Raw genomic sequence first — 13,212 nt, 5'->3', positions numbered from 1 at the left:
AAATAATGAAGGCCGCTACCAGTTGGTTTGCGGCCTCTCATTTGTCACCCGTCGGCATCGACACATCGGCCTAAGCAGACATTCCACCGATTGATACGTGTTTTTGTCTTAACATTCGGCACGATTATTTTTCAGTTTCCTCTCAGAAACCACTGCATCACCTTTCTTGGGTGCAACATTAAGATTGTATTTAAGGTGCGTTTTCTATTGTCTAAGTAATAGATTACTGGTATTTTTCTTTATTTACAAAATGAAAAATATAGTCTATGAAGCTTTTGGCTTTGCGGGAGCTGTTTGTTCAGTATCGCGCCGTATTTAAAGAGGCTTGGATCAATAGAAAGGCTCTTGATTCAACACCTCGCCAGCCTGCCGAGCTTGCATTTCTACCTGCTGCTTTAGAGCTACAGGAGAGCCCGCCTCATCCCGCCGCACGCGTTACGATCTATGTATTGATCAGCTTTTTGCTGCTGGCCTTAATTTGGGCTTGCTTGGGCAAAATTGATATTGTTGCCGTTGCGCCCGGTAAATTGATTGTTTCTGATCAGAGTAAAACTATTCAACCGCTTGAGCCTGGGGTTGTTAAAACCATTCACGTCAGAGATGGTCAGGTTGTTAAAGCAGGCGATTTATTGATTGAACTTGATCGCACCATTGCAGGTGCAGAGTCCTCCAAAAATCAAGGTAGTTGGCAGGAAGCTAAGCTAAATCGCCTCAAAGCGATTGCATTGCTTGAAGCCGTGCAAGAGAAAAAATCTCCCGTATTGGGCTCAGACCCAGACCTCGACAAACTCAGCGATATTGCAGCGCTGCGCGAACGCAAAACAGCCCAAATGCTCAGTGGCTGGCAAGAGCTACTCGCAAAACTGAGTACAGTAGATGCCGACACAGCGCGCAAACAAGCCGAGTTAGCCAGTACGGAAGACCAAGTCCAGAAGCTTGAAAAAACACTCCCGATTGTGAAGCAGCGGGAGACTGATTTTAATGAACTCGCTACGAAAAACTTCATTTCGAAACATGGTGTGCTTGATAAACAGCAAGCCAGAATTGAAATGGAGCAAGACCTCGCCAGTTTGCGGAATAAACGTCGAGAACTAGCAGCAGGGCTGAATACCAGTCAACAACAGCGAGACTCGATTAAAGCTGAGTTTATTCGGGCGCAAAACGAACTCCTCGCACAGGCGGCTGAACAATCGGATGCGATGAAGCAAGAAGTTATTAAGTCTGATCAAGTTGCTAAATACACGCGTCTTTTAGCTCCCGTTGATGGCGTGGTGCAACAGCTAGCAGTTCACACCATTGGTGGTGTAGTCACCGCCGCACAGCCACTACTCGTGATCGTTCCACAAGGGCAGCAGCTCGAAGCGCAAGCCGTCTTACCCAACAAAGACATCGGTTTTGTGAATGCCGGTCAACATGCTGCGATTAAGATTGAAACATTCAACTACACCAAATACGGCCTAATCGATGGTCGCGTACAAAACGTCAGCCTCGACGCCATCTCCGACGAAAAGCTCGGATTGGTCTATCAGGCCAAAGTAAAACTGGATCGCTCGATTATGAATATCGATGGGAAACAAGTTCATCTTGCGCCAGGTATGGCGGTGACCGTCGAAATCAAAACAGGCCAGCGCCGCCTGATCGAATACTTCCTCTCCCCCCTCATTCAACACGTCACTGAAAGTGTTCGTGAAAGGTAAGCATGATTCAAATTCGCCTCGCCATTATGGAAGATCTTCCTGTCTTGGTTGCTATGGGTCGTCAGGCCTTAGAAGAGTCGCGTTATCAAACATTTAATTATGATGATGCAAAAGTACGGAAATCGCTTGAAGCCTATCTAGCCGATCAGCGTGGCAAATATGCCATTCTGGTTGCGGTCGATGAAGGCAAAATCTTGGGCTACTTATTTGTAATGGCAGAAGCTTATTGGTTTTGCGATAGCGTCGTTGCGACCAATATCTCATGGTTTGTTTCACCCGAGGCGCGTGGCAGTAGTGCCGCTACTAAGTTGGTCATGGGCTTTCACCGCTGGGCCAAAAATCGCGGCGTGACCGAGCTCAAGCTTATCGTTTCTAGTGCTCACTACATTGAGCGCACCGATAAAATGCTGCGCCGAATGGGGTTTACCAATATCGGTGGTAATTACGCCTTAAACCTCAAATCGAATTCGAATTAAATCCAAAGGAAATGAGTATGTCAGAGCAAAGCCTAGATGTAATGCAATTGGTGCAGTACGCACAAACCGCGTTTGAGCGCTTGCCTACCTTGGGGCCAGTCGCTTGGCTGTATGGCCGCGATGATGCCAAAAAGCACCTGACGCTGGCCGACCTAGATTGGGCAGTGCAACCGCCGCTGATTCTGGATCAGTGCCGCCTATTTATGAAAGAAAAAATGCCGTTGGGATTTATTAGCTGGGCGTATGTTGCTGAAGACGTTCACCAGCGCTTGCTACAGGGCAATACTCAACTTGAGCCGCATGAATGGAAAAGTGGGGAGCATTTGTGGTTGATTGACATTGTGACGCCGTTTGGGCAAAGGGAAGATATGCTGATAGAACTAAAGTCTTCAGTGCTCTCTGGAAATATTTTAAATGTTTATTCAGCATAAGTGCCAATATTAATTTCTATGATTTTAAAATTCTTAATTGAGATTTAATTAATTTTCCCGGAGTGTTTATGTCGTTTACATTTAGAGAATTGAATCAGAATGAAGTCGAGCGACTAAAAAAAGCTGGCTTAAGTTATGCCAATGATATTGGATTAGTTTGTGATTATGATCTTGATGGTGCTAACGTAGCAGCCGTAGATACTGAGCGTGAACTTATAGCAATCAATGTCACTAGGATTACAGCTGCTCATGATGATAATAAAGTGAAAGTTTGCGCTTTACTATATGGCGAAAGTATCGCATATGTATGGTACTACGAAAACCAAAACACTAACAAAGATGGTGATTCGTGGAGTTTTCAATTTTTATTTTCTTTTAAGAAAATATTGCCTGTCGATTTGACTGATTCGAAAACAAAAGAAATTTTTAGTTATCTAAAAGATTCGTTTTTTTGCGACAAAAAGCGTTTTACAGAATATTGCATGAAAGTTGATCCTGAAATGAAAGAAGTGAAATTTTCATGCCTGTTTGAGGGGTTTGATAAATGAGTGGAATCACTGCACAAGAAGCGATTAGTAAACTCAAAAACAATCCTGAAAATTACAATTCATTCGCAGATTTAAACAAATTTTTGTCAGAATTGTCTGTGGATGTCCCTGGTGCGGACAAGAATGCAATTTCGATTGCCTATAGCGGTAACCTCGTTGGCACAGGCCACTCATTGCATACGGGGGAGCTCGCGAGCTACCTAGCGGAAAAAATAAAGTCAGAAGAGTTGAAAAATGTTCGTATTCTAGATGCAACCGAGGCATTTCAATTCTTAACATCAACGGATTCCACGTGGTCTGATACTGTTAACCGTATTGCGGCGAAAGAGAGTGCTACGCAAGGCAAAGATATTGCTCCAGGAGACTATCTTTTTGCTGGAAAAGGCGGCGCTTGGGCAACTATTTCAGAAAAATATGTACTGGCTGGAGATGGAAAAGTTGTTAGTCTGACCGCATTTGCTACGAAAGATCGCATCTTTGAGCTTACAGAGGTTGACGCTTTTTTTCGTTCCAACAATACCGAATTGAATGGTTTGAGTCGTGACTATTTGCTTCAATTGAAAAATGAGCAAGGGATCGAGGCGGTTTATAGCCAATTACGAGCGGCTTCATTTAATAAGTTAGATGACCTCAAGATTGCTATAAATATAGTTACTTCTGCAGATGGAACGAAGAAAAATATCATCGCAGGCGTTGACTTGGGGGGTCTACTTGGCGAGCAAAATTTTAATACACTCGTTAATTCTTCCGAACTAATCGATGCTGGCAAGTTGCGAATTGATGGCATACTTGCTGCCGATACCCCATACTCTAAATTATTTAATTTGGATGTTTATAATGACTCACAGAAATCAATTGGCGCAATATCATTCGAGCAATTAGAATTATCAAAAACAGCAAATAGTCAATTATCTACTCACTTTCAGCAATTAAATGAATATGCAACAAAAATAGGAGATGCGCCATTAACAGCAAGCACGCTCAGGACTTTAGGGACCTTAACAAAGGTTGGTGCCGTTTTAGGTGTCCTGATCACAGCAAATCAAGTTCAGGCTGCATATGCGAAGGGTGATACTGATGGGGCAATGAAAATAGCCGCAACTTTTGCTGCGGGTACGGCTAGTGGTGTATATGCAGGCTTAATTAGCGCGACCTTAGCGGCAGAACTTGCGGCTCCACTTGCCGCTCTCGGACCAGCTGGCGCTGTAGCAGCTGGAGTGTTCGTTCTTGGTGCGGGCATTGTGGGGGGCATGTATGGTGAAGACTATGTCCGGAATGCTATGGAAAAGTATTTCAACATCGATCCTAATAGTTCTGAGCCAATTAAAATATCGCTAAACCATCCAGATGGATCCTCAGATGTTTTGGATGGAGTAAGCTTCAGCAATGGCGTGCGGGTATTTAAAAGAACTTCTTCAGTGGAAGTCCCCCAAGAGAATGGCTCTATAGAAACGGTTGTAAAGAATGTTGAAGTAATAATAACCCCTACAAATGGTGGTTATTTATTTACTGAAAAAAACTCAGACATTATTTCAAAACAGTTTGTCTCAAGTGCACAGTATGAATTAAATGTTAAACTTGGATTAAATCTCAATGAAGGGGCTGAACATCTTTCAATAATTAGATTGCGAAATGATGGAGGATTCGAACAAACAGGCGTAGACAAAGAAGGAAATCCTTACTCTTTTAATGTGAACTATGTTATTGATGAGAGCAATTCACAATCTGCTTATAAAATCCCTGTCGCTTCGACTGTACTGAAATCGGATAATGGTGATGAAGTTAGCATTTCTTTCCATCTCAATGGGGAAGGAAAACCGATTAATTCTCAAATTACTTCAATAAATGGAAGCGATAAGATCAATGCCAATGCATATCGTCAAGTATTTGGTGATGCGTCTATTGAGGATTTGTTTAGTGCAGCCAAAGGCGATGTTGCCGCAAAAACACAGCTCGAAGATAAAATCAAAGAGTACAAAACCACAGCCCAAGTTAGCGATGCCCTAGACCGAACTGCTGAATTTTTGGCTTTAGCCCAAGCGATTCAATCTGGTGAGCCGCTAGCCGTAACACGAGCAACATTAACGATTGGTAAGACGGTCATTGAAGCCAGTGATTGGGGTAAGTCTGCAGATGCCGGAAAAATCGTTAATGGCATCCAAGGTGTTACTGCTGTGCTGGGCGCAATTGGTAGTGTCGTCAGCCTTAAAAAAGCCATCGAAGATAAAAACGCCCTTGGCATTGCATACTCTGGTGCCTCCCTGGTTGGCTACACGGCGAGCGCCTTTGCTAGTTTTGCAGGTGCGGCGGGTGCTAGTGCTGCTGCAGTCAATACTGCCAACTCAATAGCAAGCGTGACTCTCGGTAAAGTAGTGCCTGCATTGGGTATTGTGATGAGTTTGGTGAATGGAGACGTCAAAGGCGCCGCAGTCAGCGCCATCTCTATGGTTGCAGCGCTTTCACCTGTGCCTATCGTTGGTCAAGTGATTGCCGTGGCTTATATGCTGTACTCGCTAGTTAATGCTTCTAAAGTACCGGATGCATGGGGTGAAGGCCACTTCACTTGGGACAATGGTCAACTTGGCATGAGCGTAGTTGGTGAGACTGGCGGCGATGCTCGAGTTGGCAGCATGCTGGGCAACTTGAAAGCGACCATGGAATATCTGGTGCAAAAAGCACGCACCGATAACCCTGAAATGCCGATTGGCGCGATTCCATTGCGTTTTGGTTCGCTGACTTATCGCGATGATAAGTTCACCTTGCATGATCTTGATCCTGTAACCGGCGTAACCCGAGATCGCGTGTATGACTTCCAAGGTAAGCGCCTCGGTGTAAGTACCGATGACCCAGAGTTCTTTGTTGATTTACAAGAGGCATTGTTAACGAATGCAGTTGAACGCCAAGGCTTAGCGGCTCAATACGAAGTGGATACGGTTTATCTTAAAAACCAAGCTGGTGATCCGAAAGCCGCTTTGACTGAAGTGCAGATGGCGGCTTCTGAAGGTAAGTTAGCTGCAACGCCGACAGGCGATACGCAGCGCTTCCGCCCGATTGCGCTGGATATGAATGGCGATGGGCAGATTTCAACGATTGCACGTGAAAACTCAAACGTCTCGTTCAATGTCGATGACTCTGGTTACCTGAAGCATACGGGTTGGGTTGGCGCTAACGATGCAATGCTGGTCTTAGATCGTAACTTGTCGAGCTACTTAGATGCGGGTACCGATCTATTCTCCAATGCAAAACTAGTGGATGAACTCAAGGGGGTTCCAACGCTACGCTATTGGGATAGCAACTATGATCAACGCCTAACTAGTGCAGATCCGGTCTTTAAATACTTGCAAGTTTGGCAAGACAAAGATAGTGATGGCGTGGTGGATGACGGTGAGTCGAAAAAACTCAGCGATTTGGGCGTGACTTCACTGAATTATGCGCGCAACACCTTTGATATTAATGGCCAAGAACGCTCTATGGTGTCCGCTGATTTGACGGCGGATACTAAAGGCTCGCGTGCGATTAAGATCCCAGAGGGGATTTTAGTTGAGAAGAGTGATGGTCAAAAATCACTCATCGTCACTACGACTCAGGATTTAAGTGCATTCACGCCAAATGCTGATGGCGTTACCGTATTTGAGGATCAAACTGCTTATATTCCGATTCAAATCTTAATGGAAAATGATCGTAAAGTACCAGCTGGCTCAACGGTTGTGGCAGTTGAAAGCGCTAAAAACGGTTCGGTACAGTTATTGGATAATGGCACGATCGAATTTTTAGCGTCACCAAATTACTATGGTGATCAAGCTGCATTTAATTACGTCTTGCAAGCGCCAGATGGCTCACGTACTTCAGTACCTGTTTTTGTCACAGTCAAAGGTATCAATGATGCGCCAACACTAACGGTTCAAGACGACCCAGGTCGGTCAATCTATGGTTGGGACCTTTACATTATTGGCAGAGGTGGGAATGAACACTTAAGAACAACAATTGTTCCGAAGCTTGATCCTTCAATTAGCACAATTCAAGAAGCGACGCCAATCTATACACCTTGGACTGAAACCAAAGTTGAATACCGAGGTTCGCGTGATAATCCAATTATTACGCTTATTGAGCATACTGAACCTATTGGTTATGAAGATGCGAATTCGGGTTGGGCACAAGCATCTGATATTGACAATACTGCAGCGGAGCTACGTTTTGAAATATTGGCTCAGCCTAATTGGGGTGAAGTTGAATTAGACCCTGTGACTGGGCGCTATAAATATTGGGGGCACACGGGTGTTGAAGGCGCAACAACACGAATTACAGTTCTAGATCCAACAGCAAAGCAAACACCTGATGCATTCAAGATTCGAGTTAAGGATCCCTCTGGTGCGTGGACTGAGCAAACAATTCAAGTAACGCATTTTGGTCCACCCCCAACGCCAAAAGGTGGCGATGGTAAAAAGCCAATTGCACTTGATTTGAATGGCGACGGCTTGTCATTTATCCATGTTGACGATAGCAACGTGTTCTTTGACATCAACGGAGATGGTTGGCGGGACCGCATGTCGTGGTTAAAAGGTGGTGATGGCTTCTTAGCATTTGATGCCGATGGCAACGGTAAAATTGATCGAGCCGATGAACTTGCATTCGTTGGTTATAAAGCTGGCGCTCAAACTGACTTAGAAGGTTTGCGAGGCTTTGACAGCAATGGTGATGGTTTCTTATCGAGCTTAGATGAGCGCTGGAGCAAGTTTGGCGTTTGGGTTGATGCTAATGAAAACGGTGTAACTGATGCGGGTGAATTCCGTACTTTAGACGCATTTGGCATTACCTCAATCGCATTGAAGAGCGATGGTAAATCGTTTGTTAAAGATGGTAATACCGTACATGGGCAAATCGATGTAACTTTTGCCGATGGTCGCGTCATTAAAGCGGGTGACGTCACACTCGCTACCCGCCCTGAAGTTCAAGTGCCGAATCTTGATGGCACTAGCACGATTGTACCCACCTCACCATTTAGCCCTTCAGGTACTGAAACACTGGGTACTGAGGGCGACGATATATTGCTGGCGAGTAAAGGCAATAGCGTCGTGAAGGCTGGCGCGGGTGATGACTTTGTTTATGATGATGTCGGGAATGATGCCATCTTAGGTGAAGCAGGCAATGACGTAATCTATAGCGGTGCGGATAACGACTTTGTTGATGGGGGCGAAGGCAATGATGTGATCTACGCTGGCCTTGGCAACGATATGGTCTTTGGCAATACAGGCAATGATCAGATTTACGCCGAAGGCGGCAATGATTTGGTTTTTGCTGGTGAGGGCGATGACTTTGTTTCTGGCGGTTGGGGTAACGATGTCCTTGACGGTCGAGAAGGCAATGATCAGCTATTTGGCGAAGCAGGTAATGATGCACTGCTCGGAGGGCTCGGCAATGATGAACTCTCTGGTGGTGACGATAAAGACTGGCTCTACGGTCAAGATGGTAACGATCTATTGGATGGCGGCGAAGGTGCTGATGAAATGGATGGTGGTCTAGGTAATGATGTCTATATCGTCGACAATGTGGGAGATGTTGTCATTGAATCAGCCAATGCAGGCGAAGATACGGTTCGAACCAATCTGAGCTACACCCTGGGCGACAATGTTGAGCATGTGAGCCTATTCGGTAAAGAAAATCTGACTGCAACAGGTAATGCGCTGGACAACCGCCTAGTCGGTAATGAAGGCAACAACACCCTGAATGGTTTAGCAGGTGCAGACCGAATGTATGGTGGCAAAGGCAACGATCTTTACTACGTCGATAACAGTAGTGACACCGTTACTGAGTTTGCTAATGAAGGTGTCGACTCCGTTATGGCTAGCGCATCTTTTGTGCTCAGCGGAAATATTGAAAACCTCACCTTGGTAGGGGAAGGCAATATTTCAGGTACAGGTAATAACTCGGCTAACAATTTGATTGGTAACTCTGGTGCTAATACCCTTGATGGCGAAGCTGGCAACGATGTGCTACACGGTGGCGCTGGGAATGATGTGCTGGTTGGTGGTCTAGGGAACGACCTTTTCTTGTTTGAACAAGGCGATGGTCATGACTCTGTGAGCGATACTCAAGAAAATGGTTCTGGCGGCCTCAATACACTGCGCTTTGGCGCTGGTATTGTTTTGAGCAGCTTGTCGTTTGAATACGCGCCAAATAGCCTGCTGATTCATTACGGCACTACGGGTGACACAATTCAAATGAATTATGACCCGTACACCGCAGAACAAACACTACCAACCGCAAAAGTTGAATTTGCAGATGGAACAGTGCGTAATTTGGCTGAGTTAATTAACCGCCCACCGAAGTTGGTAAGCCCACTTACTGATGTGAGTTTTGTATCACCAGGCCCAATCGACGTTACTGTGCCAATTGGCACATTTGTTGATCCTGATATGGGCGATTGGCTCACCCTATCTGCCACGCAAGCAGATGGTTCGGCTTTACCTGAGTGGCTCAAATTTGATGCTGCCAAAGGCCAATTCCATGCGGATATCGACCCTGAAATCTTAGGTAGCTGGGATATTAATGTTCGCGCTTCAGATCGCTACGGTTTGCATGCTGATGATGTATTTAAGCTGGTTATGCCATTACATCCAGGCATTACCAAAAATGGCGATTGGCGCGATGAAACATTAATCGGCACCAATGGTAATGATGTGATTCAAGGTATGGGTGGTAAAGATCGGATTATTGCAGGTGCCGGTAACGATACTTTGACGGGTGATTGGGGGGATGACTTCATCAACGGAGGTTCTGGTAATGATGTCATTGACGGACGTGGGGGTAAAAACACAATCTATGGTGGTTCTGGCAATGATTTGATTAAAGCCGATTATGGTGCCGACTTTATTGATGCTGGCGATGGCGATGATGTCGTACGTGCCAGCGGTGGTGGTAACGATATTCGTGGTGGTAAAGGCAATGATCAATTATTTGCCGACTGGGATAATGACACTTACCATTATGCGCGTGGTGATGGTCGTGACCAGATTCTAGATTGGGGTGGTAATGACAATCTAACCCTTGAAGGAATTAATTCTGACGAACTTTGGTTTAAACGCGATGGCAATAACCTCGCAATTGATATCATTGGTGGAGATGGCCAAGTTGTAGTGAAGGATTGGTACATCAGTCATCAGATCGAGCAAATCAAAACTGCAGATGGCAAAACATTGCTTAATACACAAGTCGATGCGTTGGTATCTGCGATGGCGGGGATGGCACCTCTTTCAGCTGCAGAAACAACACTTCCTGATCAATATCGTGAGCAATTGCAGCCAGTCCTAGCAGCAAACTGGCATTAAGCTGATCTAAGTTACACTTATATCCGCCCCCTCAGGGGGCGGTTTTCTTTTGAGTTAAATGATGAATGCAAACACAATCTCGCCAGATTTGGGTGGGAATGAAGGACCGATGGATTCTGCGCTAGCCTGCTTAGTCATGCTAGCTCGTTTTCATCAAGTTGCGATTGAACCTGAACAGATTAAGCATGAATTTGCCAGTAGTCAGGGCATGATGACTGAAGCTGACGTTTTACTAGCCGCGAAAAAGTCTGGCTTGAAAGTTAAAGCGCTTGATACCCATTTTGATCGACTTGAACGAACGCCATTACCCGCAATGGCAAAAACCAGTGAAGGAAAGTGGGTCATCCTCGCAAAAATCGAAGGTGATGAAGTTCTTTTACAAGATCCACTCTTTGGTCGACCGCAGAAAATCTCTAAAGATGATTGGCTTACACTATGGTCAGGTCGTCTTATCTTGTTTACTTCACGAGCTAGTCTCGCAGGAGATTTGGCGCGTTTTGATTTTTCTTGGTTTATCCCGGCGATAGTCAAATACCGAAAATTACTAGGCGAAGTATTGCTGATTTCGTTTGTACTGCAATTGATTGGATTAGCTACACCGTTATTCTTCCAAGTCATTATGGACAAAGTCCTCGTCCATCGGGGGCTCACGACATTGGACGTTCTTGCGCTTGGTTTGTTAGTGATTTCGATATTTGAAGTCGGCATGACGGCCTTACGCACTTATGTGTTTTCACACACGACCAATCGGATTGATGTTGAACTAGGGGCAAAATTATTTAGGCATTTATTGGCATTGCCATTGGCCTATTTCCAGGCGCGGCGCGTTGGCGACTCAGTTGCTCGCGTTCGAGAGCTAGAGAACATTAGGAATTTTCTAACGGGCCAAGCTCTCACTTCTGTGCTTGATCTCGTGTTCTCAGTCGTATTTTTGGCCGTCATGTTTTACTACAGTGGTTGGTTAACGCTGATCGTTGTCTTATCTCTACCTTGTTACGTGCTGTTGTCTGTACTCATCACACCGATTCTAAAAGTACGGCTTGATGAGAAATTTGCTCGTGGTGCCGAAAACCAATCGTTTTTAGTTGAAACGATTAATGGCGTCGAAACGATCAAGTCAATGGCCGTTGAGCCACAAGTGACACGGCGTTGGGACAATCAACTTGCAGGTTACGTTGCGGCAGGTTTTAAAGTCACTCAGTTGGCTAATATTGGTAGCCAAGGCGTCAATCTGATTCAAAAAATAGTCGTTGTCACTACGATGTGGATGGGAGCAAGACTGGTTATTGAGGGGGAGTTAACTGTCGGCCAACTCATCGCATTTAACATGTTAGCGGGCCGCGTTGCCAGTCCTGTGATGCGCTTAGCCCAACTGTGGCAGGATTTTCAGCAGGTCGGTATCTCAATGCAACGCTTGGGTGACATCTTGAATACCCGTACGGAAATAAACCAAAATCGCGCACAACTCCCGCCAATCAAAGGGCAAATTGAATTTGATCAAATTCATTTCCGATATCGCCCAGATGCGCCGGAAATTTTACGAGGTATTAATCTCAGCATTAACGCGGGCGAAATTATTGGGATTGTGGGTCGCTCTGGCTCCGGAAAAAGTACATTAACTAAGCTTTTACAGCGGCTGTATGTGCCGGAGCGTGGTCGTGTGTTAATTGATGGCGTTGATTTAAGTCTTGCAGATCCCGCTTGGTTACGCCGCCAAATTGGTGTAGTTCTGCAGGAAAACTTGCTCTTCAATCGCAGTATCCGCGACAACATTGCATTGGCTGATCCTGGTATGAGCATGGAACGAGTTATTCATGCCGCTCAATTAGCAGGTGCACATGAATTCATTGTTGAGTTACCTGAAGGCTATGATACTCATGTCGGTGAACATGGCACCGGACTGTCTGGTGGCCAACGTCAACGAGTTGCGATTGCACGCGCATTAGTAACCAATCCACGAATTTTAATTTTTGATGAAGCAACCAGTGCGCTAGATTACGAATCTGAGCGAGTGATTCAGAATAATATGAAAGCCATTTGTTCTGGGAGAACCGTGCTGATTATTGCGCATAGACTTTCTGCGGTGAGGAACTCTCACCGGATCATTGCAATGGATCGAGGACAAATTGTAGAAGAAGGGCCACATCAAGAGCTTGTTAATCGACCTGATGGTTACTACGCACGATTACATGCAATGCAGATAGCTTAATCTTATTGAAAAGCACCCGTAGAAATATGAGTGCTTTTTATTTTGAGGATCAAAAATTATATAAATAATTGGTCGGAAGCTGTTGTCCAAGTCGCACAATGCTAATGTCCGCTTAGGCCGAACAGCAGAAGCTCGACATCAAACCTTGAAAGACTGCAATCGGATGATTAGCAGTCATTATGTTTAAAATCCTAGAGTCGCTATCTTGGTTAGAGTCACTCAAAATATAAAAATTTCGGTGCTACTCACGCTTAATTAAAAATAAACGACCATCTAAATCATAGTTGGCCGAAGTCTAACTGACAAATAAAGCAGTAGTTTTTCATTGTTCATTGCAGAATTTGTTTCATAACAAAATTCAATAATTTCAAATTCCATTTTTGATGCCATTTTTTTGATAAATTGCAGTTCATCTACTTATTTTACGCGCAAGTTCATCTTGGCTTTGTCAAATGTAGCCATTTTTTAACTAGTGTATTCTCTTTGACATCAAATTCTCGAATTATAAAATTCACAATTCGAATCC

6 protein-coding genes are annotated in these 13,212 nt (G+C 44.8%); all 6 read left to right on the top strand.

Annotation, left to right across the window (positions count from 1 at the left end; genetic code table 11):
- The first annotated feature begins 266 nt into the window (after positions 1 to 266).
- The gene (locus tag Q320_RS0102335; RefSeq protein ID WP_027467673.1) at positions 267 to 1,697 is read left to right on the top strand and encodes an HlyD family type I secretion periplasmic adaptor subunit; all 1,431 of its coding nucleotides are present in this window, start codon (positions 267 to 269) and stop codon (positions 1,695 to 1,697) included.
- 2 nt (positions 1,698 to 1,699) lie between these two features.
- Positions 1,700 to 2,173: a GNAT family N-acetyltransferase gene (locus Q320_RS0102330; RefSeq protein ID WP_027467672.1), complete on the top strand. Its 474-nt coding sequence runs from the start codon at positions 1,700 to 1,702 to the stop codon at positions 2,171 to 2,173.
- A gap of 17 nt (positions 2,174 to 2,190) precedes the next feature.
- Entirely contained in the window at positions 2,191 to 2,604 is a 414-nt protein-coding gene (locus Q320_RS18110) for a toxin-activating lysine-acyltransferase (RefSeq protein WP_169734425.1), read from the top strand.
- Between the two features lie 68 nt (positions 2,605 to 2,672).
- Positions 2,673 to 3,152, top strand: a complete 480-nt coding sequence (locus tag Q320_RS0102320) for a hypothetical protein (RefSeq protein WP_027467671.1) — start codon at positions 2,673 to 2,675, stop codon at positions 3,150 to 3,152.
- Positions 3,149 to 10,477 (top strand): SPM autocatalytic domain-containing protein, encoded by a 7,329-nt coding sequence (locus tag Q320_RS18105; RefSeq protein ID WP_035851728.1) that lies wholly within the window; start codon positions 3,149 to 3,151, stop codon positions 10,475 to 10,477. The genes Q320_RS0102320 and Q320_RS18105 overlap by 4 nt, the downstream gene beginning before the upstream one ends.
- A 109-nt stretch (positions 10,478 to 10,586) precedes the next feature.
- On the top strand, positions 10,587 to 12,686 hold the full coding sequence (locus Q320_RS0102310) for a type I secretion system permease/ATPase (protein ID WP_156938952.1): 2,100 nt from the start codon (positions 10,587 to 10,589) through the stop codon (positions 12,684 to 12,686).
- Positions 12,687 to 13,212: the final 526 nt, after the last annotated feature.

It is taken from the genome of Deefgea rivuli DSM 18356 (assembly GCF_000620145.1).
Taxonomy (GTDB): domain Bacteria; phylum Pseudomonadota; class Gammaproteobacteria; order Burkholderiales; family Chitinibacteraceae; genus Deefgea; species Deefgea rivuli.
Note: the sequence above shows the minus strand (reverse complement) of the source record. Positions and strands in the feature narration are given on the sequence as shown.

Coding starts and splice junctions, on each gene's coding strand:
- Q320_RS0102335 (WP_027467673.1), top strand. CDS start 267: ATGAAGCTTTTGGCTTTGCGGGAGCTGTTTGTTCAGTATCGCGCCGTA.
- Q320_RS0102320 (WP_027467671.1), top strand. CDS start 2,673: ATGTCGTTTACATTTAGAGAATTGAATCAGAATGAAGTCGAGCGACTA.
- Q320_RS18110 (WP_169734425.1), top strand. CDS start 2,191: ATGTCAGAGCAAAGCCTAGATGTAATGCAATTGGTGCAGTACGCACAA.
- Q320_RS0102330 (WP_027467672.1), top strand. CDS start 1,700: ATGATTCAAATTCGCCTCGCCATTATGGAAGATCTTCCTGTCTTGGTT.
- Q320_RS0102310 (WP_156938952.1), top strand. CDS start 10,587: ATGGATTCTGCGCTAGCCTGCTTAGTCATGCTAGCTCGTTTTCATCAA.
- Q320_RS18105 (WP_035851728.1), top strand. CDS start 3,149: ATGAGTGGAATCACTGCACAAGAAGCGATTAGTAAACTCAAAAACAAT.